This is a genomic window from Paenibacillus sp. FSL R7-0026 (genome assembly GCF_038004485.1).
Classification (GTDB): Bacteria; Bacillota; Bacilli; order Paenibacillales; family Paenibacillaceae; genus Paenibacillus; species Paenibacillus xylanexedens_A.
Genome location: NZ_JBBORG010000001.1, coordinates 654,335 through 676,477 on the forward strand (window position 1 = coordinate 654,335; position 22,143 = coordinate 676,477).

General features: G+C 47.9%; 24 protein-coding genes and 1 riboswitch. Of the genes, 17 read left to right on the plus strand and 7 right to left on the minus strand.

Translation table 11 applies throughout. The annotated features are described in order from the left end of the window. Positions 1–4: 4 nt before the first annotated feature. Together MKY44_RS03070 and MKY44_RS03075 are read right to left on the minus strand one after the other, a co-directional pair. On the minus strand, positions 5–373 hold the full coding sequence (locus MKY44_RS03070; protein ID WP_253429688.1) for a hypothetical protein: 369 nt from the start codon (positions 371–373) through the stop codon (positions 5–7). A 149-nt stretch (positions 374–522) separates the two neighbouring features. After that, positions 523–3,102: a UvrD-helicase domain-containing protein gene (locus tag MKY44_RS03075; protein WP_341005995.1), complete on the minus strand. Its 2,580-nt coding sequence runs from the start codon at positions 3,100–3,102 to the stop codon at positions 523–525. Positions 3,103–3,451: 349 nt separating this feature from the next. Between MKY44_RS03075 and MKY44_RS03080 the strand changes: the two genes are divergently transcribed. Together MKY44_RS03080 and MKY44_RS03085 are read left to right on the plus strand one after the other, a co-directional pair. Next, positions 3,452–4,258, plus strand: a complete 807-nt coding sequence (locus MKY44_RS03080; RefSeq protein WP_341005996.1) for a zinc ribbon domain-containing protein — start codon at positions 3,452–3,454, stop codon at positions 4,256–4,258. A 73-nt stretch (positions 4,259–4,331) separates the two neighbouring features. Further along, the gene (locus MKY44_RS03085; RefSeq protein WP_340937105.1) at positions 4,332–5,138 is read left to right on the plus strand and encodes a TrmB family transcriptional regulator; all 807 of its coding nucleotides are present in this window, start codon (positions 4,332–4,334) and stop codon (positions 5,136–5,138) included. 268 nt (positions 5,139–5,406) lie between these two features. On the opposite strand, the gene MKY44_RS03090 is transcribed toward MKY44_RS03085, so the two are convergent. After that, positions 5,407–6,102, minus strand: a complete 696-nt coding sequence (locus tag MKY44_RS03090) for an NUDIX hydrolase (protein ID WP_341005997.1) — start codon at positions 6,100–6,102, stop codon at positions 5,407–5,409. Between the two features lie 79 nt (positions 6,103–6,181). Between MKY44_RS03090 and MKY44_RS03095 the strand changes: the two genes are divergently transcribed. Next, positions 6,182–6,484 (plus strand): hypothetical protein, encoded by a 303-nt coding sequence (locus MKY44_RS03095; RefSeq protein ID WP_017690846.1) that lies wholly within the window; start codon positions 6,182–6,184, stop codon positions 6,482–6,484. A 241-nt stretch (positions 6,485–6,725) separates the two neighbouring features. On the opposite strand, the gene mscL is transcribed toward MKY44_RS03095, so the two are convergent. After that, a complete protein-coding gene (gene mscL / locus MKY44_RS03100) occupies positions 6,726–7,220 on the minus strand; it encodes a large conductance mechanosensitive channel protein MscL (protein WP_036613199.1) in 495 nt (164 codons plus the stop codon). A gap of 271 nt (positions 7,221–7,491) precedes the next feature. Next, a riboswitch (purine riboswitch) is annotated at positions 7,492–7,591 on the plus strand. 300 nt (positions 7,592–7,891) lie between these two features. Here mscL and MKY44_RS03105 point away from each other — a divergent pair. From MKY44_RS03105 to MKY44_RS03115, 3 genes are all read left to right on the plus strand, one after another. After that, positions 7,892–8,479: a xanthine phosphoribosyltransferase gene (locus tag MKY44_RS03105; protein WP_036613196.1), complete on the plus strand. Its 588-nt coding sequence runs from the start codon at positions 7,892–7,894 to the stop codon at positions 8,477–8,479. Between the two features lies 1 nt (position 8,480). Next, positions 8,481–9,842, plus strand: a complete 1,362-nt coding sequence (locus MKY44_RS03110; protein ID WP_076329702.1) for a nucleobase:cation symporter-2 family protein — start codon at positions 8,481–8,483, stop codon at positions 9,840–9,842. A 450-nt stretch (positions 9,843–10,292) separates the two neighbouring features. After that, a complete protein-coding gene (locus MKY44_RS03115) occupies positions 10,293–11,384 on the plus strand; it encodes a DUF418 domain-containing protein (protein ID WP_341005998.1) in 1,092 nt (363 codons plus the stop codon). A 96-nt stretch (positions 11,385–11,480) separates the two neighbouring features. On the opposite strand, the gene MKY44_RS03120 is transcribed toward MKY44_RS03115, so the two are convergent. Together MKY44_RS03120 and MKY44_RS03125 are read right to left on the minus strand one after the other, a co-directional pair. Continuing rightward, positions 11,481–11,819, minus strand: a complete 339-nt coding sequence (locus tag MKY44_RS03120; protein ID WP_047840268.1) for a DUF4870 domain-containing protein — start codon at positions 11,817–11,819, stop codon at positions 11,481–11,483. A gap of 195 nt (positions 11,820–12,014) precedes the next feature. Continuing rightward, a complete protein-coding gene (locus tag MKY44_RS03125; RefSeq protein ID WP_341005999.1) occupies positions 12,015–12,290 on the minus strand; it encodes a transposase in 276 nt (91 codons plus the stop codon). A gap of 399 nt (positions 12,291–12,689) precedes the next feature. Here MKY44_RS03125 and MKY44_RS03130 point away from each other — a divergent pair, with 399 nt between their 5' ends. The 9 genes from MKY44_RS03130 (at position 12,690) to MKY44_RS03170 (ending at position 20,305) form a co-directional block, all read left to right on the plus strand. Further along, positions 12,690–12,878 carry a hypothetical protein gene (locus tag MKY44_RS03130; protein ID WP_017690840.1) on the plus strand — a complete coding sequence of 63 codons (189 nt, stop codon included), beginning with the start codon at positions 12,690–12,692 and terminating at the stop codon, positions 12,876–12,878. A 133-nt stretch (positions 12,879–13,011) separates the two neighbouring features. Then, entirely contained in the window at positions 13,012–13,773 is a 762-nt protein-coding gene (map, locus tag MKY44_RS03135; RefSeq protein WP_341006000.1) for a type I methionyl aminopeptidase, read from the plus strand. A gap of 565 nt (positions 13,774–14,338) precedes the next feature. Then, positions 14,339–15,391 carry a cytochrome c oxidase subunit II gene (coxB, locus tag MKY44_RS03140; protein WP_047840266.1) on the plus strand — a complete coding sequence of 351 codons (1,053 nt, stop codon included), beginning with the start codon at positions 14,339–14,341 and terminating at the stop codon, positions 15,389–15,391. 71 nt (positions 15,392–15,462) lie between these two features. Further along, complete coding sequence (gene ctaD / locus MKY44_RS03145) at positions 15,463–17,313, plus strand: cytochrome c oxidase subunit I (protein ID WP_422395265.1); 1,851 nt, start codon at positions 15,463–15,465, stop codon at positions 17,311–17,313. After that, positions 17,310–17,936: a cytochrome c oxidase subunit 3 gene (locus tag MKY44_RS03150; protein ID WP_047840264.1), complete on the plus strand. Its 627-nt coding sequence runs from the start codon at positions 17,310–17,312 to the stop codon at positions 17,934–17,936. Before ctaD ends, MKY44_RS03150 begins: the two co-directional genes overlap by 4 nt. A gap of 3 nt (positions 17,937–17,939) precedes the next feature. Further along, a complete protein-coding gene (locus MKY44_RS03155) occupies positions 17,940–18,260 on the plus strand; it encodes a cytochrome C oxidase subunit IV family protein (protein WP_036613178.1) in 321 nt (106 codons plus the stop codon). A 108-nt stretch (positions 18,261–18,368) separates the two neighbouring features. Then, complete coding sequence (gene ctaG / locus MKY44_RS03160) at positions 18,369–19,292, plus strand: cytochrome c oxidase assembly factor CtaG (RefSeq protein WP_076254695.1); 924 nt, start codon at positions 18,369–18,371, stop codon at positions 19,290–19,292. A 34-nt stretch (positions 19,293–19,326) separates the two neighbouring features. After that, positions 19,327–19,791: a DUF420 domain-containing protein gene (locus MKY44_RS03165; RefSeq protein WP_036613174.1), complete on the plus strand. Its 465-nt coding sequence runs from the start codon at positions 19,327–19,329 to the stop codon at positions 19,789–19,791. Between the two features lie 142 nt (positions 19,792–19,933). Then, complete coding sequence (locus MKY44_RS03170; RefSeq protein WP_036613171.1) at positions 19,934–20,305, plus strand: hypothetical protein; 372 nt, start codon at positions 19,934–19,936, stop codon at positions 20,303–20,305. A 118-nt stretch (positions 20,306–20,423) separates the two neighbouring features. On the opposite strand, the gene MKY44_RS03175 is transcribed toward MKY44_RS03170, so the two are convergent. Then, positions 20,424–20,735, minus strand: coding sequence for a hypothetical protein (locus MKY44_RS03175; RefSeq protein WP_341006001.1), 312 nt, complete (start codon positions 20,733–20,735; stop codon positions 20,424–20,426). 213 nt (positions 20,736–20,948) lie between these two features. On the opposite strand from MKY44_RS03175, the gene MKY44_RS03180 reads away from it, so the two are divergent. Both MKY44_RS03180 and MKY44_RS03185 read left to right on the plus strand, forming a co-directional pair. Beyond that, positions 20,949–21,662, plus strand: coding sequence for a hypothetical protein (locus MKY44_RS03180; protein ID WP_341006002.1), 714 nt, complete (start codon positions 20,949–20,951; stop codon positions 21,660–21,662). Positions 21,663–21,751: 89 nt separating this feature from the next. Next, the gene (locus MKY44_RS03185; RefSeq protein WP_169480931.1) at positions 21,752–22,141 is read left to right on the plus strand and encodes a GntR family transcriptional regulator; all 390 of its coding nucleotides are present in this window, start codon (positions 21,752–21,754) and stop codon (positions 22,139–22,141) included. Positions 22,142–22,143: the final 2 nt, after the last annotated feature.

A 22,143-nucleotide genomic window follows, 5' to 3' on the forward strand; every position in this document is an offset into this window, starting at 1 on the left:
CAGGTCATTTATTCAGTGGTGAGTTCTCGTACCCAGGGTCATCATAATCCGTATCCTGCAGCCTTGGAAGCACGTTCATGCTCTCAATTGCCTGCCGGGTATCCGGCGTGCCATGGTCATACAGAAAGGTATACAGCAAGGTCATGCCATCTGAAAATTGCTCTGTTGCCTCATCGTGGTCTGCTGATTTGTAGGGTACGGGAGCCCGTTGCAATGTATAGGCATCGTCATCCTCCAGCACCTTCATCAGATCTTTCAATCGGCCCAACTGTTCGTCATCCACCAACACTTCAAAGGGTGTAGATTCGTTCTTTGTTCGTTCAATCAGGTTATGAGTTACCGATACATACAGATGTTGTTTGCCGTCCTGCATAATCCAACCCCCATTCTGAAATGGAAAAAAGACGCTTCTACTGTTAATAAACAGCAAAAAGCGCCCTGAAACGAGCTACTGTGCTCGTGTGTTATTTACTCATCCACATGTTCAGTCACATATGACCAGCCATTACCTTTTCCTTTGAGTTATTTCCCAAATCTCCCCGTTACGGGCACCTGGCGGGTGCCGGCCTCCATCGATCCTGAACACAGGGGACAGGCGGGAGGGCCCGAGGATGCCTTCTTGGTTGCTTTTGAAGGCACAGCCGGCTTCTGTCTTAGCCAAGCTTTACAGGTGGATGAACTACACTTCCAGACCGCAACGGTCTCCGTACGCTCAGCATTACCTGAACCTGAAGTGTGCGAATGTGAACTGGAGGAACTTGTAGCTGTTGGACTCAGACCTGTGGTGCTGAATGCCTTATGGTTGCGAATCTCCCCACTGCCACGTCGTTCACCGAGGCGATCCTCATCACGTTCATTGTGGACCTCGTAGTCACGACGGTCACTGTGGCTGATGGCACGACGCTGTGCCACATCCCGACCTTCGGAACGGGCACCTGAGCCCGAGCGGGCATACTGTCCATTACCTTTACCATATGAAGCCTGACTGCTCGTCCGGCTCTCCTCACGAGGTTTGCGTTTGTCCGGAACTTCCATGCCGAAGGCTTCAAGCAGGAAGCGGGACACATCCGCTGGTTTTCCATGATGGCTCGCCGGTGAGGTGACATACAAGTACTGCTTGGCCCGTGTGATGGCAACGTAGGCGAGCCTGCGTTCTTCCTCCAGCGCCATGTCCAGTTCGGCATCTGTCTGCTGCATAGCAAGCGCAGCTTTCTGATCCTCAGGAATATCCTGACGTAGTGCGGTACTGTGAGGCACAATGCCTTCACTGGCTCCAATCCAGTACACACAAGGGAACTCCAATCCTTTGGCCCGGTGGATCGTCATCAGCTGTACCGCGTCACTATCCTGCGCACGGCGCAAAGATTCCATCTCACGGTGTCTGCGGGACAGCTCATCCGCGAATTGGATGAACTCTTCTACCGTTTCGAATTTTTTGACGGCAGCTTCGAATTCATCCAGGGTTTCCAGCATCGTTTCCTTATAATGGGTGAAGATGCTGGGATCACCACTTTCCATATACTTGTCGTAGAACTGCCTGCGCATCTCCTGAATGGCGATGATGGGCTTTAGTTTGTATAGCGATTTGATCAGCTTGATGCGTTCCTTGACCTGTTCCTGCTGGAACGGTTTCAGCTTGTCCCATTTCACCAGATGGATGAGTGGGTATTTCTTGGCCTGTTGTTGTTCACAACGCTGTATCCATTCCAGACCCGCATCGCGTGAGACGTAGAGCGGACCCAGTGCACTTGGAAGAGCATCCATGGCTCTTGGATCAAGGGACAGACGCAAATGATCCATCAGGGGTCTGATGAGAGACTGGTCATAGAACACCGGGGAAGCACCATGCTGTACAAAAGGCACATCTTTCAACACAAGCTGCTCGAATACAGCCCGGCTGCTACTTGCTGTCCGGTGAAGAATCGCAATATCGCGATAGGTGTGCTGTCCTTCTTCGACCTGCTGGCACAGCTGGTTTACCACCCACGCCGCTTCTTCCTCTGCATTAGAAGGTGTAGCGAAGCGAGGCGCATCTCCACGGTTTCCGGCGGCACGTAGCCGTTTGTCACGTCTGCGTTTATTGCGGGCAACAAGTTCACTTCCGAGTCCCAGAATGCGTGCATCACTGCGATAATTAATATCCAGCGTCACAATGCGTGCACCAGGGTATACTTTATCGAATTCCAAAATTGATTCCTGGCGTGCGCCATTAAAGGTATAGATCGTCTGGTCATCGTCTCCCACAACCATCAGGTTGCGGTGAGCGGAAGCCAGTTTTTGCACAATCTCATATTGCAGATGATTGGTATCCTGGAACTCATCAACCATAATGTACTGGAAACGCTTCTGAAGCGGCCCCAGAACAGCAGGATCACGAAGCAGAGCGGCTGCCCGCAGTAATATATCATCAAAGTCCATTTTGCCCCGCTCCTGCTTCCAGGCTTCGTAACCAAGCAGGACACGCTTGGCATCGCGTTCTTCCTGTGATTTTTCAGGCAGATCGGTTGTTTCCGATCCTTGCATCTTCCATGCGGACAGCATGGCCAGAAGACTTTCAGGCTGGAAGGCTTCACTCATGCCATTTTGGCGAAGAAGCATCTTCAGTACGGTATGTTGGGCCCGTGACTCGCCAAAGATCTCTTCCTGCACACCGTAATGACGCAATAATGTCAGCGCAAAAGAGTGGAAGGTGCGAGCCTGTACGGCTCTCGCGGCTGCCGGGCGTATGCCTGGCAATGCGGCGATCCGGTCTTTCATCTCGGTGGCGGCTTTGTTCGTGAACGTCACCAGCAGGATACTGCCTGCATGTACGCCGCTGACCTCTATGAGGTAGCCGGCTCTTGCAGCGAGTACAGTTGTTTTGCCACAACCGGCTCCGGCGAGCGTCAGAATCGGTCCTCTGCCGTGACGGACTGCCGAGATTTGTGGTGCATTTAACTTGATACCTGCCTCTTCCAGAGAACGAAAATAAAAGGCATCCTGTTGCTCATTACCCACGAGTTGCCGACTGGTCTCCAGCGGAGCAGACGGGGACTGGGGCAGGGACGCCGCCGGGGTAACCCCGAGCGGACGGGGGTAGAACGTTGAGTTCGGACTTAACATGTTTCATCCACCTCTGTATGCATTCAGGGATAGGACTATCCCGGCTAAAAGTAAACCATTTGCCCTTTTCACAATCGCATTGTAAATTGGTATGATAGAGTTAGTCGCCTAATCAGGCGGTTAAGTATGGTCAAAGCTTCATTATACCCGAACATATGGTCTTGACGAAAGCCCCCGATTTCATCCAGTATCGGTATAAAACGGGCACCTGCACGAGATTACGCAACTTTTTGGCATGATATCGTATAAGTTATATGCCTGAGCATTTTGCATGAAAGATGTAATATGCTAATTTACTATTAAATAGAAATGATAATATTGGTTTTGACGGGACAGAGGAGGAATGGTCATGAAACTGCTTCAGCGCATCAAAGACGGAGCGAACAAAGCAACAGAGCGTGCCCAACACGCCGTTGAGATTGGGAAACTGAACAACCAGATTGTGGGCTTGCAACAGGAACAGGAAGTCCATTTTACAGATATGGGTCGCATCTTCTATGAGGGTTATCGGGCACAGGATATGACGCGTGCAGAAAAAGAGATGGTGGATCTGTCGCAGCTCTGCGACGAATTGCAGGACGAGATTGATAGTCTGCGCAACAAGATTGCACAACTTAAGAACGAACGGTTGTGCGAGTGTGGACACGTCGCTTCCCTGGATGCCAACTTCTGCCCTAAATGCGGACGCAAGTTGGGTGAACTCAAGACAGCAGCGCCCAAAGTAGGAGTCGCAGGAGCCACCACAGCCGCGAGACAGGAGGCAGCTGTAACTCAGACCCCAACTCCAGAGCCGGACTTCTACGATGCGCCACCTGAGTTGGAACTGGAGGAAGACGAGCCGTACCATACGGTCATTCCGTCCATAGCGGATCTGGAAACGGAATCGGAATATAACAGTACGGAATTTACCCAGGAAGAAAAGGAAGCGTTTGATGCCGAGTGGGAACGTCGCAGAGATGAAGAGATGCAACGGGAACGTGAGCGTCAGCAGGAACTGGACGAACGCATCCGCTACTGGAAAGAAAACAACCCGATCGTGAACACGGTGGACGTACAGACCGAAGTATCACGTGAAATGGTGAATTGTCAGATTTGTGCAGCCGAGCTACCCAAAGGGTCGAAGTGGTGCCCGCGCTGTGGTGCCGAACAGATCTGATCTGATGCAGTAGAAGCACTGCCGCATCAGTGTGAGGCAGTGCAGGTTGCTGACAGCATGGGGGGACGGGAATATGGACCAACTGCTGCATCATTTGCGTCATCTCGGGTTTACCGAGATGGAATCTAAAATTATGGTGGAACTCGCCCGTCAGGGATCAGCCTCAGGATATGAGGTTGCGAAGCGGCTGGGCGTGTCCCGTTCCAATGTATATGCGACCCTGCAACGGCTGGAACAGCGTGGATTCTTGCGGTGTAGTCCTGGGGAACCGGCGAAGTATAGTGTGCTGAAGCCAGAGGAGATGACACGTATGATCTCCGATCAAATGCGTACCTCGCTGGATTATGTCCAGAGCAGCATGCCCAAGAGTGAACCGGAGAAGCCTGTCTTCTATAACGTCGAAGGTGACAAGAATGTGTTTGAGAATCTGAGCCGTGAATTGGCCGAGGCTCAGCACGAGATTGTCGTAGACGTTTGGCGTGAAGAGGCAGAGCTGCTACGTAATGACTTACAGCAGGCTGAAGCTCGGGGTGTGCGGCTGTTATGGTCGTGTGATGGTGGCGAAGGCATGCTCGATCAGCCTGTCCCTTGGCCGGGTTTGCCTATGTATGGTACAGGTAATGGTCGGAAATTTTCCCTGGTGGTCGATCGCCGCTGGTGCATGTTAGGCATGCGCGGTGAATCATGCGCCACACAGGCACTAGTTACGGAGCATCCGGTAATGACCGGGCTGCTGCTGAATCATTTTGCTCAAGAGCTGGTGTTGTACGAACTGGAACAGGATATGGGTGAGGAACTGGAGTCCCGCTACGGGCATCGGTACGAAGAACTCTCTGCGCGTTATTGGTCTTCTCCTTCAGGAGAGGGTGACCAGAGCTAGACAGATCGGCAACTAATTCACCTCTGATGGAGTGAACATGCCAGCTCATAGGTACCTATCTTGATGAAACGAATACGTGTGTACATAAAGCAGGCGCTGCCCAAAGGCAGACGCCTGTTTGTGCTGGTTTGAGATGTGACAGTGATGTTCGTCACAGCATCTGTTCCCAGTCAAGTCGATAGTAAAGGTATGAAGTTATGCTATTTTTGAGAAAATGAAGCTATGAACATTCGATTGAACTGGATCGGTTTGAACAGGATTGTACACGTCATTCTTTGGGCACGTGATACAGAGCTTCCAGCACGTCCGTATAATAAGCTGTACCATGGGGTACAAATTCCGTTGCCCGAATCTCGCGAACGATACGTTCCGGTTCATCAGCTGCATGATCACTGCTTGACGGGTCCTTATGACCGATGGAATGTGGTGGTGATATCAATGGCTGAGTCTGAACTCCTGTAGCTTGGATGACGTCGATCTCGCCACGGAACATAGCGAGTAGATCATCCAGCGGCACTTCATACAGGCTATCCACCTCGCTGGGCTGCAGAACGTAGGCTTCGAGCGGCTGGTTCAGACATAATCCATAGACGGCGCTGAATTCCCGATCTATGAATGGGACACCACGCACCTCTCCTTGGAGCTGCTGTGTAGCCGTGAGTAGATAGGTTAGTGCCTCGAATGGAGTATAAACACCCAGTTCTTCCTCCAGCTCACGACTGGCGTCTTGCAGTTGTTCACCTGCGGTAAGATGGCCTGCTGCTGTAATGTCGTAACATCCGGGAAAGGTATCCTTAATATCACGCCGCCGCTGAAAAAGAACCCGTCGCTGCTCGTCTTTGTCACGCACGATCCAGCAGTGGAATGAACGGTGCCAATATCCTTTGGCATGGACCTCGCTGCGGAGTGAAGTGCCGATCCAATTTTGCTGATCGTCATAAATGTCGAAACGTTCTGGGGTCATGAAACGTATCTCCTTATATAGCAGATTTTAAAGTTCAAAATTTCACAAAGTATGTTTTAAACGAAAGGGGAACCATCGTATGGAATGCATTGTACACTTTCAGGTGATTTATCCGCAACCTCAGGAACGTAAAAGTCTTAGAGGACTTATATTTGTAGGGCAAGGTCAGGAACCGGCTAACAGTCAGTTAAGCAGCATGTTTAAGGATATGGGATTTAATGTACGTTTGGAAGATGAGGCCCAGTTGTTGTTCAAGCCAGTGGATGCTTCGGCAAACTTTGAATATATTCGTGTGACAGAGCTTGATACTGGGGAAGAAGTTTACAAAGAAGATAAAGATCTGAAGTCGATCCTGGAGCATTTGCTGCCACGCCGTTTCTAATTCATGAGCATGGCCGCGAATGAAATTCATGGGGGAGCATATGTAATACATGTATGATAGGCACAAAAAAGGCCCCACCTTTACGGTGGAACCTTCAAACCTTTAAGCTACGCAACCCATTGTTAATGAAGCCCATATGGCTAGCTTTTCATACATAAACCCTAGCAAGTAAGAGGTTGTCCCCCGCATCAGGATTTATATCCGTAATTCAACTCGGTGCGTCTTTAAACGTTCATTGTGATTATGCTAGAGCGCCGGTGCCTTCAGCTTCGAGCTCTGAAGTACAGTGTGAGCAGCGGGTAGCCGCGGCCGGAATTTCCGATAGGCAATACTTGCAAGCCTTGGTCGTTTTTTGCGGCTCGGGCTTTTTGTGTTCTTTGCTTTTCAGATAGTTGATGCCCTTCACAAGCATGAAGATACAGAACGCAACGATAAGAAAATCAATCATGACGTTGATGAACTGACCATAAGCAATTACCGTAGCCCCAGCTTCGTTGGCTTGAGCGAGTGTGGTGATGTCCTGTCCGTTTGCTGTTTTGATATCCCGGTCCAGGTTGATGATTTTCTGACTGAAGTCGATTCCACCCATCAGTTTTCCAACCGGGGGCATGATGATATCATTCACAAGGGATGTGACGATTTTACCAAAAGCAGCCCCAATAATGACACCGACCGCCAGATCGATGACGTTGCCGCGGACGGCAAATTCCTTGAATTCGTTAAGTACGCCTTTCATGTTTGCATATCTCCTTTGATCATTCAATTCAAAATATAGGCCGCGTTTCCATTCATTCTCCGTTCAGGTTCGCGCTTCCGTTCTCATATTGTACATAAAAAACACATTCCAATCACCCCCTGTTTGCAAATTAAGACAAGTTTCCGCAACTTCCATGAAAATACTTCTTTATTTCACGCCGTCGATTCGGTATACTTCTAACATTGTCAGTTATGTTTAACCTTTTACATTCAGGTTCGCGATCATACATTGTAACGAATCATGGAGCCAAAAAATTAAATATGCCGTTACTCGTATATGTGCAGGAATAGGCCTGCATGTCTCTACCTGATCACCGGAATGATCGGACTACGGGAAAGATGTTGCAATGTTTTGTAGGGTTGGCATGAGATCATTCTCAGACAGTTTGACTGAAGAGCAGGTTCAAGTGGCTTTTATCTGTTTCTGACTACACTGTTTGAAGTTTCTCACAACAGGATTGAACTCCTGTCATTATGTCCATCCAGTACACTTGCAGCATCCATACGGCTTGTCCATATACGTACAAGTCCGTCTTTCCCGTCTCCGGTTATTCCGCAGCGTGTGAAAAGGCGGGCTTTTTGCTTTTTTACCATGCGATTGGAAGAGCATGTTAGCTTCTGTGCGGAGGGCATTCAGGGGGAAGAATTACAATGCAATTGTTAAAAGACAAGGTGAGACAGGAAGGTATTGTCCTGTCCGAGCAAGTACTCAAAGTGGATTCATTCCTGAACCACCAGATGGACCCGGTTTTGATGAAGGAAGTGGGCAAGGAGTTCATTCGCCGCTTTGAAGGCGAGAATATCACACGTGTGCTGACGATTGAGTCGTCAGGGATCGCACCAGGCATCATGACTGCGTTGGAGCTGAACGTGCCGCTAATCTTTGCACGGAAGCAGAAGTCGCTCACACTGACAGAAGATATTCTGGTAGAGAAGGTCTACTCCTTCACGAAGCAGGAGACCAATGAAATTACCGTTGCCAAGAAGTTCATGAAGCCTGGTGATCGCGTGCTGATCATTGATGATTTTCTGGCGAATGGCGAAGCAGCATTTGGTCTGGCTCGCATTGTGGAGCAGGTTGGAGCTGAAGTGGTGGGTATCGGTATTGTTATTGAAAAAGCATTCCAGCCGGGAGGTCGCTTGCTGAAAGAAGCAGGATACCGTGTGGAATCGTTGGTTCGCATCGGGGCCCTGTCGGATGGACAGGTTACATTTGCGGACGAGGAGGGCACGAACTAATATGGCACGCGAACGTATTTTTCAGCGGCATCGGCATCCAATCAAAACGTTCTCACTCGGATTACAGCACGTGCTTGCGATGTATGCAGGAGCTGTTGTCGTTCCATTGATCGTCAGTAACGCATTGGGTTTTACACAGGAACAACTAACCTATCTCATTGCCATTGACTTGCTCGCATGTGGTGTGGCTACACTGCTTCAGGTATGGGGAAATAAATATTTCGGCGTAGGGCTGCCTGTCATGCTCGGCTGTGCATTTCAGGCTGTGTCTCCGATGATCCTAATCGGGATGAACAGTGGGGTATCTGCCATTTACGGAGCAATTATTGCCTCAGGGCTGTTCGTATTAATCTTTTCCGGAATCTTTGGGAAGCTTATTCGGCTCTTTCCGCCAGTGGTTACGGGTTCGGTGGTTACGATCATCGGTTTAACCTTGATTCCGGTTGCTTTCCACGATCTGGGCGGCGGTCAGGGATCAGAAGATTTTGGCAGCGGAGTTAATCTAATGCTCGGCTTCGGCGTGCTGCTCTTTATCATTCTGATGACTCGTTTTACAACCGGTTTTATCCGTTCCATCTCAGTATTGATTGGTCTGCTTGTAGGTACGATTGCGGCAGGGTTTATGGGCGAGGTTAATTTTGCTCCTATTCGCGATGCAAGTTGGTTCCACGTTGTTCAGCCGTTTTACTTCGGTACACCGACATTTGAGATTGTACCGATCCTGACGATGATTCTGGTGGCGATTGTCAGCGTGGCTGAGTCCACAGGTGTATTTATGGCTCTGGGCAAAATTCTGGACAAGGACCTGTCGTCCAAGGATCTGGCGCGCGGTTATCGCGCAGAGGGTCTAGCCATTGTGTTAGGTGGTATTTTCAACTCATTCCCGTATACAACGTATTCGCAAAATGTAGGACTGGTACAGATGACACGTGTGAAGACACGTGATGTCATTGTGGTGGCTGGTGGAATCCTGGTGGTCATTGGATTTGTACCAAAAATTGCAGCCCTCGCACAGCTCGTTCCAGGGGCAGTACTTGGCGGAGCCATGGTGGCCTTGTTTGGCATGGTGGTATCATCAGGCATTCGAATTATCGGCAGTCAGGTTGATCTGAACCGACATGAGAATCTGTTTGTCATCGCTTGTTCTGTAGGTATGGGACTGGGTGTTACTGTTGTGCCTGAGTTGTTCGCAGGTGCACCGGCCTGGGCTCAGATTATGCTCGGTAATGGTATCATCGCAGGCAGCTTCACGGCGATCTTCATGAACCTGCTGTTCAATGGTCTGGGTACCAAGGAAACGGCTGCCAAGATGGCTGAACAACAGGCAGATGCCATCCTCGGAGAGACGGGTAAGTCAGCTTAATTAGCCGAATTAGGCTAGGGTTATCATCCAGCAGGATTGTTATGTTAACTGTTATAAATAGACGATTCACAAGATAAATAATGAATCAGGTTAATCATGATGATATACAGCGTGAATGGTTTATGACATACATCATTTATGCTATGAATATTCAATGGCATGAACAAGCCCTCTTTATATGTGAAACACCGAAGATACAGGCTCAACAGAGTCGTGTTTTCGGTGTTTTTTTTATTTTGTTTATCATCAGCATAGCGTCCAATGTGCCGCTGTACAGGAACAATACAGGAACAAGACCTTATGCCGGATGTAAGAAGTTATTCACCTAATTCGATGGCAAGCCAAGTTGAATGAAGGATAGACTGTTATCATGCACGGGGGTATACACCCAAGAGATAAGCGATCCAATCGCTTTTTGATTACATAACAATAATTTCACTGGGAGGAACGATGAATTATCAACCTGTATTAAAACAAGATCGAATGAAGTTTCTGGATTTGTTTCGAGGGTTTTCCTTGATAGGCCTACCATTCGTAAATGTATTGGCATTGTGGGTTATGTTGAAGCCGGATACTCGTGTAGATTTTTGGATCCAACGAGCATTATATTTTTTGGTGGAGGCACGTTTTTACGATATCTTCTGTTTTTTATTTGGCCTTGGATTTTATCTTTTTCTAAGCCGGTCAGCTCCCAAAGGTCAAACCAAGCTGTTTCTCTATATCCGCAGGATGCTTATTTTATTAGCGCTGGGATATATTCATCAACAGTATCAGTCTGGAGAAGCTTTATTTCTTTACGCCATCATAGGGCTGGTTGTCATTCCGTTATATTGGGCGCCTCGAACTGTGAATTTGGTGATCGGTGTGGTGGGATTTATTGCAGCAGCCGCGATAGGTGTCAAAATGCTAACGATTCCTTTTTTAATTTTACTGGGATTGTCAGCAGGTCAATATCAACTAATGGAGAAGATCCAGAAAGGACTTCCGTATCTGGGCAGAATCTGGTTCATTTCATTCATCGCTTCTATCTTGGGGATCGGTATCATGTGGTGGTTTGCTCCTCCGGATGCGATGAGTCCGTTTCTATATGAAGTGATTGGTGCGAGCATGGCTGCCGCTGAGCAAGTCAATATGGATGCTGCTTTTCGATTAGAACATATCGGTGTGGCAATTGGTCCGGTGGTATCTATCTTTTATCTAAGTTCATTACTGAGATTGAACCAGAACATGACCTTTGCCAAATTGTTAAGTCCCCTGCATGCATTCGGACGAATGGCCCTGACCAATTACATCGCACAGACCATTATTTTGTTGGTGGTATACCAACTCATATTTGCAGATGCTGCTGTATCGTATACGGTGTCTACCCTTGTGTGCATTGGTATGGTTATTGTACAAGTCATAGCCAGTAATCTGTGGATGCGCTGGTTCCAGTATGGGCCGCTGGAATGGGTATGGAGATGTGGTACCTATCTAAGTTTCATTCCGATCCGTAAAAAGCATTCTAAGCCACGTGTTCATGACACAAGGGTGAGAGGTTGACTCTTTTTCCTCGTTATAATCAAAGACGATCCACATCCGGTTGAACGGAAACGGATCGTCTTTTCTTTTTGGAACACGTATACCTTTTGTTTGAAGTTACAGATGACGCAACTGTTTTTCTGCAAAATCGCCAACCCATGGCAGTTTTAGCCATTTCCCCTGCAGGCTGGTAACGACCATAATAAGCCAGACCACTACACCAAGCAGGGATAACAGCGATGCCACCAGTGGTCCGAACAACGGAAGGAAAGCCGATAATACATGCCCGACCATAATGATGCCAAAGACCGTTACAGATTGCAGGGCATGAAATAACACGAACCGACTCCGCTTCTCCACAGCGAGAAAGACAATCCCACCTACAAAGGTAAACAGATAACAAAGCATGCCGGCAATATTTTCATCCAGACCGCTAGACGATTTCATGGGGGACATCCGGTCCAGCCTCCTTTGACCTTTTTAACTAGGTTATGAGAGAGATGGACAGAACTGAACCGATGAATTGATTTGCCTGTGAACGGATGGGGATGTAAAACATAGGAAAAAGAAAACAGGGGCAGAGTAAGCCATTGTACAGCTTACTCTGCCCCTATTATCGTTTACGTTTAAACATTGCTTTAAACGAAATCGTTATCCGCCCTCGATCTGTCTCCGAGGGTGTGTAATCTTGCCCATTTTATCGGTGTCGTTTTCTTTGGGAACCAACCGCTCATCGGTTCGTCCTTCGTGATGATTATCATATGCATATTCGGTCAGTTTCCATTCCGACTTGCCAAGAACGGGATCGGCCGGGAAATGTTGCCCCCGGTGCAGATGTTCCTCACGTCCGGCTTCATTGATGTAAACTCCGTCTACTTCCACCTTTTCATGCGAAAGGGGCAGCATATCTTGTTCTTTGCGGTCCATGAGACGACGCCTCCTTTGGATACCAGTAATTTAACTGTATGGGTTGTCCGTGATAATATCCCCCGAATAGTTCGGTGTTATGCTGGATATATTAATTCCGTATAGAATGGTGGCAATCTTAACATATGATTCGGAATTAAACTTTTTGGGCATGAAAACCGTTATATTTATTAGAGGAAATCGTCAAGTCGTAAGATACTTCCGAATATGCTACAATAAGATTATGATTCATTCCGAATCATATCGGGTATTTATAGTGTCAGGTACTTGCTTTCTAGCGAGGTTCCCGACCTAAAGCTTGCTTTAAGCCGCGCACACAACTTCATGGATGGCATTTAAGACTTATTCGGCATTCTCTAAACGGAGCATTCACTTTCAACGTTTTGGGAGGGAATTACAATGGCAACGAAAGGTCACAATGAGGTCAAAGAAAGTTTGAGGGAAATGACTCGGATTTTCCGTCCTAAAGATCCAAAAAAATTCGTGAAGGAGTACGTGAGAAAATACCGGATTACGGGTGGATACGAGGAAGAATTGACTTCTGTGGTTGAGCATGAGCTTGTCAAGATGGATTCTTCCGTGTCCTGAAACAACACACAACTCTGATTATACTGTTCCGATAATGAATAGAACCGTCTCCCGGGCGATAAGCTCCGGCAGGCGGTTTTTTTTGCGTTCCTGCTGCATATATATGGGAGTACACTTACAGCGGGAAGGATGAATGCATGTGGACCCTATTTTGAAAACCAAAGAAGAGATTGGCTACATGCGGGAAGCTGGACGAATTTTGCGAAGTTGTCACCAGCATATTGAGCAGTGGATGATACCCGGTATCACGACAACAGCGATTAATGAGCGGGTGGAAGAGTTTCTGGCAGCACGAGGAGCCACACCGGAGCAAAAAGGGTATAAAGGATATCCGTACGCGACGTGTGCCTCTGTTAATGAAGTGGTCTGCCACGGATTTCCGGGGGAAGAGGAGCTGGCGAGTGGGGATGTAGTGACCATCGATATGGTGGTGAACAAAGACGGCTGGCTGGCTGACTCGGCCTGGACATATGGAATTGGTGAAACAAGCAGATCCATTCGCAAGCTGATGAGACGCACGGAGAAGGCACTTGAGCGGGCGATTGCCCAGGCAGTCCCAGGGAATACACTCGGAGATATTGGAAGTGCCATTGAACGAACAGCCAGATTGTATCGGTACGGAATTGTGAAGCCTCTCATTGGTCATGGGATTGGTCAATATATTCATGAACCTCCAAATGTTCTGCCTTATGGCAAACGCAGAACGGGCACGATGCTCACCGAGGGTATGGTTATTACGATTGAACCGATTTTTACAAAAGGCAGTTCCGGGGCCGTTGTGTGGGATGAAGATGGATGGACGGTAAGGACGGTAGATGGCAGCTGGGGGGTCCAGTATGAGCATACAGTTGCGATTACTGGGAATGGCCCCTTGATTCTGACCGATGGCACGTGAGATGAAGTCAGTGAAGAAGAGGACTTAAGTTGAACTTTCTCCCAAATGCTCCATGCTGTTTTGAGCTTGAAGATAGCGGTATGGAGCGATAGGCATGTCTTCTGAATGGATATGGAAGAGGTTTTCCATAAATTCTGATCTTTCTTTTGCATAATAGCACATGTTTTCAATGTGAGAAAAATCACCAATAAATCGAGTTTTATCACCGAAATTTGGCAAAAATTTTCAAATGTAGAGTGTAATACTTTTAACTGAAATCGTTTGCAAATCAAGTTGTAGAGCGGTTTTTTACATAAAGTGAACAATTTGTGAACATGTGTCCAAAGATTGACAAAATCATACCCTCAACTTATATTTAATAAGTGATTGAAGCATATAGAATGAATTGGAAGAATGCGCAGACATGCCCTGAGCAGGAAATCACGGGAGTACTGGAAGCGTTGTTTTTGTAAGCGTTCTGTATGATGAAGAGGATTATGCGTATCGTGCTGAAACGTACCTTTTGTTGCCTTTCTACCGAACGACAACGGTAATCTACGAAAACGTAAAAAAGTGGGGTAGATCAATGATGAAACAGTGGCAGGTTGCAAAGCGAATTCTCCCCTTGCTGGCGGTGTTCTCTTTGCTGCTATCCGCATGCGGGCGGGAAGACTTGTCGGTAATGAAACCTCAGGGTCCTGTAGCGCAAGGCCAATATGATCTGATGAAGTTATCCATCGCGATTATGATCGTGGTGCTCATCATTGTATTTGCTATAGCGGCCTATGTTCTGATCCGGTTTCGTAGACGAGCCGGGCAGACTGAGATGCCCGAACAGGTTGAAGGTAATTTCAAGCTGGAAGTAATCTGGACAGCCATTCCGTTATTGCTGGTTATTGTTCTGGCAGTACCGACGGTCCAAACGATTTTTGCCCAAGGCGAAGATCTGTCCAATGACAAAAACGCACTTAAGGTCCAAGTCACCTCGCATCAGTACTGGTGGGAATTCACTTATCCTCAATATGACGTAACCACCGCTCAAGATCTCATCATCCCGACCGGAACAAAAATCGCATTCGAATTAAAAACCGCTGACGTGCTTCACTCCTTCTGGGTGCCGTCACTTGCGGGCAAAATGGACACAAACCCGGATGGAACACTTAACAAGTTCAGTTTCTCTGCACCGAATGAAGGCGTTTACCGCGGTAAATGTGCCGAATTATGTGGCAGATCGCATGCTTTCATGGAGTTTAAGGTAAAAGCAGTGAGTCAGGAATCCTTTGACAGATGGGTGAACCAGATGAAAGCACCTGCAGTCCTTCCTGAAGACACTCAATTGGCCGAAAAGTTCAAAACAAACTGCCTTTCTTGCCACGCTGTTGGTGATCAAGGTGGACCGGTTGCACCTAACCTGACGGGAATCGGCGGCAAGGAATCTGTCGCAGGCATTTTGCTGAATTCTCGCGAGGGACAGGAAGAAGGTAGTCCGGTACTGGATAACATGAAAGAATGGCTCCATGATCCACAATCCGTGAAGCCGGGCAATACCATGCCGAATCCCAAAGATCTTGGGTTGACGGATGAAGAAATCGACGGAATTGCCGAATATCTGGCCAACTACAAATTGGACTATGAATAGAACAGCAAGGACGAAGAAGGGGGTACACAACCTTGGCTCATGCGCATAGCGTCAAGAGGTACAGGGGCTTGATGGATTGGATCACCACCGTCGATCACAAAAAAATTGCCATTCTCTATTTGGTTGCGGGTGGATTTTTCTTTGGAATCGGCGGCATTGAAGCCATTTTGATTCGGATTCAACTGATGAAGCCTATGAATGATTTTGTATCGGCACAGGTCTTCAACGAATTGATTACAATGCATGGAACAACGATGATTTTCCTTGGTGTCATGCCACTTATTTTTGCCATTATGAATGCTGTCGTGCCTTTGCAGATCGGGGCACGGGACGTTGCTTTCCCGTTTCTTAACGCGCTGGGTTTCTGGACATTCCTGTTTGGTGGATTGTTGCTGAACCTGAGCTGGGTTATGGGCGGAGCACCGGATGCTGGCTGGACCTCATATACGCCGCTTTCGGGCAGTGAGTACAGTGGAACGCATGGTGTGGATTTCTACACCATCGGCCTTCAGATCGCGGGTCTGGGAACGCTCATCGGGGGCATTAACTTTCTCGCAACGATTATTACAATGCGTGCTCCAGGCATGTCCTACATGCGGATGCCGATGTTTACATGGACGACATTTATTACATCTGCCATTATCCTTTTTGCTTTTCCTGCCATCACGGTGGGGCTTGTACTTTTGACGTTTGACCGTATCCTGGGAGCGAATTTCTTCGATGTCGCAGGTGGCGGTAACCCGGTACTCTGGCAGCACATCTTCTGGATCTTCGGGCACCCGGAAGTATACATTCTGATTTTGCCGGCATTTGGTATTATCTCGGAGGTTATTCCGACCTTCTCGCGTAAACGGTTGTTCGGATACAGCTCCATGGTATTTGCTACCATCCTGATTGCCTTCCTGGGCTTCATGGTATGGGCGCATCACATGTTTACAACAGGTCTGGGTAATGTAGCCAACGCGCTTTTCTCCATCTCCACGATGTTGATTGCCGTACCTACCGGGATCAAAATCTTTAACTGGCTCTTTACGATGTGGGGTGGACAGATCCGTTTTACAGCGGCAAATCTGTTCGCAGTTGGATTCGTCCCAACCTTCGTTATGGGTGGCGTTACAGGCGTTATGCTGGCATCTGCTCCGGCAGACTTTCAGTTCCATGATACGTACTTTGTTGTAGCCCACTTCCACTACGTTATTGTAGGGGGACTTGTACTTGGATTGTTCTCGGGACTGCATTACTGGTGGCCGAAGATGTTCGGACGTATTCTCAGCGAAACACTGGGCAAATGGACGTTCTGGACATTTATGATCGGTTTCCAATTAACGTTCTTTGTACAGCATTTCCTCGGTCTGATGGGGATGCAGCGCCGGATCGTTACATATTTGCCGAATCAGGACTTTGACCTGCTCAATCTGGTCAGCTCCGTCGGTGCGTTTCTAATGGGTGTTGGGGTTATCATGTTCCTCGTGAATATCGTGATCACAACGAGAAAACCAGCTGGCGCGCCAAACGATCCGTGGGAAGACGGCCGTACACTGGAATGGTCTATTCCATCTCCGCCGCCGGAATATAACTTCAAGCAGACGCCGCTGGTACGCGGAATTGATGCATATTGGAAGGAAAAAATGGCAGGACATACGGAGATGACACCGGCAGAACCTGTAGGTTCGATTCATATGCCTTCAGCAACACCGTTGCCATTTGTGATGTCAGTAGGTATCTTTATCGCCGGACTTGGCTTGATGTTCAGCAAGGACGAATTTGGTAATGCATTTATGAATGTCATTTTCAACAATTATATTGTAGTTATTATTGGTCTCGTAATCACATTTGGCGCAATGGCACTTCGTTCACTTTATGATGATCATGGCTGGCATATTGAACCGGAGGATCAGGATGAGAAGGGGGCTAGAACATGACAACCTCACATGCCGAACCGGTGAACGACAAATTGCCACATGAACCGGAGAAAGCAACGCTGGAAGGCCGTAACAAGCTTATCGCCTTCTGGTTGTTCCTTGGCGGCGAGACGGTACTGTTCGGTACACTCTTTGCTACCTTCCTGGCACTTCGTGGCCAAACCAATGATGGACCTACGGCGAATGAACTGTTCCACCTGCCACTCGTGGCCGCGGCAACGTTCATTCTCCTGGTCAGTAGTTTGACGAGTGTATTTGCGATTCAGGCCATGCATAAGGGCAAGCGAGATGCACTGGCGTTGTGGCTTGGCATCACGGTAGTACTGGGTATGGGATTTCTCGCACTGGAAATTTACGAGTTCTACGAGTATGTGAAACATAAAGAGTTTGGCATGACCACGAGTGCTTTCAGTTCAGCATTCTATACACTGGTCGGGTTCCACGGAGCCCACGTTGCTTTTGGTATTGTGTGGATCGGAATCATTATCGGTCAGCTGTTCAAAAAAGGATTGACGGTCGTAACCGCACCTAAAGTATACGTCTCCGCAATGTACTGGCACTTTATTGACGTGGTCTGGGTGTTCATCTTTACGGTCGTGTACCTGCTCGGAAAGGTGGGGTAGCACATGTCGGCACAGGATAAGACAGATCAACAGCCTGTGAAACACCGTCACCGGACGGAAGGGCCACAGAAACACGTCGTGGTGTTTATCTTCTCCATTATTCTCACGCTGATTGCGTTTGCGGCTGCTTCTGCCGGAGGGGTCAACACAACCTTTATCATTATTATTTTGCTCGTCATGGCTATTCTTCAAGTATTCGTTCAATTGGGTTATTGGATGCACTTGAAGGACAAAGGGCACTTGATGCCGATTCTGTTCATGGCCTTTGGCTTTTTCGTAGCCTTTACGTGCATCATTATGGCACTCTATTGGGTCTGGTGGTAAAAGAGATGGCGGCGGCGCATTGCCGCCGTCTTTTCCCCTTTTTGGCGAATGAATCTTCACAAAGTAATGAAGGCAACAACCAAATCAGGTCACGGGGAGGTTTCCCGTATGCTCGGGTTGCAATATTTTAGCTTCAACGACTTATGGAGTCCGCTTATATTGGCTTTATTTCTGATCATTGCTGCGGCTTATCTGGTACTTGTGGGACCGTTAAGCGAGCAAATAAAGGATGCAGAACCTGCGACTGCTGCACAGAAAATCATGTTTATTACAGGGTTGTTTGTCCTGTATCTGGCTCAAGCTGGCCCATTTAATCTACTTGGTCATGTAATGTTTAGCTTCCACATGGTGAGCATGGCGTTCTCCTATCTGGTAGCCCCGCCGCTGATGATGAAAGGTTTGCCGATTTGGGTATGGCGCAGAATCGTGCGCTGGTTGCCTACACGCCAGCTATCTTTCCTGGCTCATCCGATCGTTGCGGCAGTGCTCTTTAACGGGCTGTTCTCGTTATATCACCTACCGATTGTACATGATTACGTCATGCTGAATTTTACCGTTCACCGGTTGTATTATATTGCATTGTTCATCACCTCGATGCTCATGTGGTGGACATTGCTGAATCCGTTGCCAGAAGGCAGACAAGCATCGGGGTTATCCAAGATTGGTTTTATTTTTCTGAATATGGTACTGCTCACGCCTGCGTGTGGATTGATTATTTTTGCGTCCGAGCCGTTGTATCAGACGTACAGCAACCCGGCAGTATGGGCTGAAGCAATGCGGTATTGTGTGTCAGGAGATTCTACGGCGTTACTTCGCTCATTCGGTGGGCCTGCGTTCTTCAACTTCCTGTCTTCCGCGAAGGAAGATCAGCAGGTCGGTGGCATTGTAATGAAGTTTATTCAGGAAGGAATCTTTGCCTCCATGCTGGCTTATGTCTTTTTCCAATGGTATCGGAAAGAGAAGCAGGAAGATGATGATGATTCGTATCCTGCAGGGGGCGCAGGGGGGCCGCTCAATCCGGCTGCCAAATAATGAAGTAATGTTCTGACAAGAGGGGGAACACACGATGGATATGTATTTTTGGCTACCAACGATCAGTACTTCTTTCATTGTGATTAGTGCAGTACTGGTGGGGATTGGATGGGTACTGATTATTCGGGGTAAACGTGAGGCTCATCAGTCCGCCATGGTAGCAGGTGCGATTGCAGCTCTAATCTTCTTTGTGATCTATATGTCTCGTACAGTGTTCGTGGGCAATACAGCTTGGGGCGGGGACCCGGATCTGGAGATTTTTTATCGGATATTTCTGATCTTTCATATTATCCTCGCTACCGTAGCAGCGATATTCGGCATCTCCACACTGGTTCTGGGGTTCAAAAAGAAGTTCGGAACACATCGCCGCTGGGGCAAGTTCACGTCCATGATTTGGTTCGGATCAGCGCTAACAGGTGTTGTCGTGTATGTTCTTCTGTATCTCTTATATCCTGGTGGTCATACACGTCCGGTATGGGAAGTTATCCTCGGCGTATAAAAGTATAGATATAACCTCCGGCTACTTGGGCGTGTGTCACTATGACCTTCTGAAACTATGAAAATAGACGAATCTAGTAGACGATTCGTCCACGCTCCCTCTCTCATTCATTCATAGAATGAGTTTGAGAGGGGGAAAGTAAATGAAAAAAACAGTCAATGTCAGTCAAACGTATCCACGTCTCACGGTGTATTCTGAAGAGAACTACAGAGGGAGAAGCCGCATTTATCGTGGCAACACGGGTCTTCGTAACCTGGACAATATTTTGGATGGGGTGGAGAGCCTGCGCTTTTTCTCAACAAGTTCGAATGCAACGCTGGTTGTGTTTACGCGTCCTAACTTTCAAGGTGGATTCCGTGTCTTCCGTGGCAATACCAACTTGAGAGATTTGGATGATCTGATCCGTGGCAATGATGTGGAATCCCTGATCTCCACCAATCAACGGTTAACGCTGGCTCAGATTCGTGCAATCCGCAGGGATCGCAGTCTGCCTAGTGGTTATAACCTCGTTTAATCGTAAGGCCTCTTCTGTAAACAGGTGCTAGAGAACGGCAAAGGGCTGTATCCGAATTGTGTTTACACAATAACGGGTACAGCCCTTCTTTTGTGCTTGGGGAATTTCGTTTATTCCCCTAATCCCCGCCGCCCCCACTGTCGCCGCCGCCACTATCCCCACCACTATCGCTGTTGTGATGAGAATGTGTGTCTGATGAAGAATCCGACTCATGATGTTTGTGATCCGGTGTGTGTCTGGAATGTCGATCATAGGAGTCATCTCCTGTAATGACCGGATATCCCGAAGCAGAGTCGGTATAACCGTTGTTACGACGGATGCGGTGTCTCCCTTTTTTGGCAGAATGACGGTGAGGCTCATCCCGGAGGACCAACCATATTACGACGATAAGGAAAAGGAGGACAAAACCGATCTCTACCAGCCAATCCATAGCTGTAACCTTCCTTTCTTTGATTCGTTACTATAATTTATTTTAACGTAAATCCGTACTGTGTCCCATCCCGTCTTCCTGATTCAGGAAAATTAGGGGTTGACGGGATGAGATTTCAGTCTATATACTGTGTATATTGATATACACAGTAAACACAGTGAACACAGTAAGCAAGATGAGTGAGTGAATGACAGGTGAAAGGCAGGCAGGCATATGAACGAATGGAAGCAGGCGTGGTGGCTGACCCGCAGCCAGATGAGTAAGGATAAGCTCCAATGGCTATGGTCTGCAATATTCATGATTTACACTGGCAGCATGAGCGGTGTGATGTTAGTAGGACAACAACAGACAGATTTCATTAATCCGGTGGTGGATGCCTTCTTTTTACTTATGTTGCCATTTCAAGGGTTTATGTTCTGCAGGCGCTCCTTCCGTTACATACATGAGGATTCCTATACGCAGATGCTGGCCTACTATCGCAGAATTCCTATCCCTGAACAAGCGGTGATGTGGTCCAGGTTACAGCAGTCTCTAATGGCGTTTGCTTACAACGGTATCTTTTTCTACGGATCGTTATTTGTGGTTAACCTTCATTCTGAAGGATTCCGATGGGATCAATATCTGGCCTTTAGCCTTACCTGTACAGGTTATGGACTTGTGGTAACAGGATTGTATATTTACGGAGAGTTTCTGAACAGTGGCAAGAAATATTTGCTTCTCAGTACGCTTTTTGTACCAATCGCCATTGGCATGTCCTTACTGATTCGAATGTCAGGCAGTTACGGATTACGGCTTGTACTGGATGAAAGTAAATCATGGGGGCTACTTTCCCCGATCATGTGGATTGCTCTGGTGGCTGGCGTAGCGGGACTATGGCTGTTTAGTCGCTTGACGCTGAAGAAGCTGGTTCAACGGGATTTGAATTAAAATGAAAATTGAGCTTATGTACGAATACAGGATGAAACCGGCACGGTCAGGTAACAGACTGGAGTGTACCGGAGGGCGAGGTGCAAGATGTGAAAATACCCATTCAAATTAATGAAAATAGCGCTGAACCTTTATACCACCAAATTGAAAATCAGTTAAGATCGTTAATTATTACGGGTCAGTTGGGGGAGGGAACACATTTGCCGTCCATTCGTGAGTTCGCCGGAGCACTGAATTGCAGTGTTATTACGGTTAGACGGGTCTATCAGGATCTGGAGAATGAAGGCCTGCTTCGTACGAAGCAGGGGACAGGTACATTTGTGGCCCAGGTAGAAGCCGGCGACAGAGAAAATTATAGATTGAAGGCCGCACAGGAAGCGATGCAGGCAGCGGTGCAATCCGGGAAATCGGTAGGGTGCACGGAAGAAGAGATGGAGAGCCTGTTCCGGGAAGTCCTGAAGACTATTTACGCGAAGTAAGG

Coding starts and splice junctions, on each gene's coding strand:
- MKY44_RS03070 (WP_253429688.1), bottom strand. CDS start 373: ATGCAGGACGGCAAACAACATCTGTATGTATCGGTAACTCATAACCTG.
- MKY44_RS03075 (WP_341005995.1), bottom strand. CDS start 3,102: ATGTTAAGTCCGAACTCAACGTTCTACCCCCGTCCGCTCGGGGTTACC.
- MKY44_RS03080 (WP_341005996.1), top strand. CDS start 3,452: ATGAAACTGCTTCAGCGCATCAAAGACGGAGCGAACAAAGCAACAGAG.
- MKY44_RS03085 (WP_340937105.1), top strand. CDS start 4,332: ATGGACCAACTGCTGCATCATTTGCGTCATCTCGGGTTTACCGAGATG.
- MKY44_RS03090 (WP_341005997.1), bottom strand. CDS start 6,102: ATGACCCCAGAACGTTTCGACATTTATGACGATCAGCAAAATTGGATC.
- MKY44_RS03095 (WP_017690846.1), top strand. CDS start 6,182: ATGGAATGCATTGTACACTTTCAGGTGATTTATCCGCAACCTCAGGAA.
- mscL (WP_036613199.1), bottom strand. CDS start 7,220: ATGAAAGGCGTACTTAACGAATTCAAGGAATTTGCCGTCCGCGGCAAC.
- MKY44_RS03105 (WP_036613196.1), top strand. CDS start 7,892: ATGCAATTGTTAAAAGACAAGGTGAGACAGGAAGGTATTGTCCTGTCC.
- MKY44_RS03110 (WP_076329702.1), top strand. CDS start 8,481: ATGGCACGCGAACGTATTTTTCAGCGGCATCGGCATCCAATCAAAACG.
- MKY44_RS03115 (WP_341005998.1), top strand. CDS start 10,293: ATGAATTATCAACCTGTATTAAAACAAGATCGAATGAAGTTTCTGGAT.
- MKY44_RS03120 (WP_047840268.1), bottom strand. CDS start 11,819: ATGTCCCCCATGAAATCGTCTAGCGGTCTGGATGAAAATATTGCCGGC.
- MKY44_RS03125 (WP_341005999.1), bottom strand. CDS start 12,290: ATGGACCGCAAAGAACAAGATATGCTGCCCCTTTCGCATGAAAAGGTG.
- MKY44_RS03130 (WP_017690840.1), top strand. CDS start 12,690: ATGGCAACGAAAGGTCACAATGAGGTCAAAGAAAGTTTGAGGGAAATG.
- map (WP_341006000.1), top strand. CDS start 13,012: ATGCATGTGGACCCTATTTTGAAAACCAAAGAAGAGATTGGCTACATG.
- coxB (WP_047840266.1), top strand. CDS start 14,339: ATGATGAAACAGTGGCAGGTTGCAAAGCGAATTCTCCCCTTGCTGGCG.
- ctaD (WP_422395265.1), top strand. CDS start 15,463: ATGGATTGGATCACCACCGTCGATCACAAAAAAATTGCCATTCTCTAT.
- MKY44_RS03150 (WP_047840264.1), top strand. CDS start 17,310: ATGACAACCTCACATGCCGAACCGGTGAACGACAAATTGCCACATGAA.
- MKY44_RS03155 (WP_036613178.1), top strand. CDS start 17,940: ATGTCGGCACAGGATAAGACAGATCAACAGCCTGTGAAACACCGTCAC.
- ctaG (WP_076254695.1), top strand. CDS start 18,369: ATGCTCGGGTTGCAATATTTTAGCTTCAACGACTTATGGAGTCCGCTT.
- MKY44_RS03165 (WP_036613174.1), top strand. CDS start 19,327: ATGGATATGTATTTTTGGCTACCAACGATCAGTACTTCTTTCATTGTG.
- MKY44_RS03170 (WP_036613171.1), top strand. CDS start 19,934: ATGAAAAAAACAGTCAATGTCAGTCAAACGTATCCACGTCTCACGGTG.
- MKY44_RS03175 (WP_341006001.1), bottom strand. CDS start 20,735: ATGGATTGGCTGGTAGAGATCGGTTTTGTCCTCCTTTTCCTTATCGTC.
- MKY44_RS03180 (WP_341006002.1), top strand. CDS start 20,949: ATGAACGAATGGAAGCAGGCGTGGTGGCTGACCCGCAGCCAGATGAGT.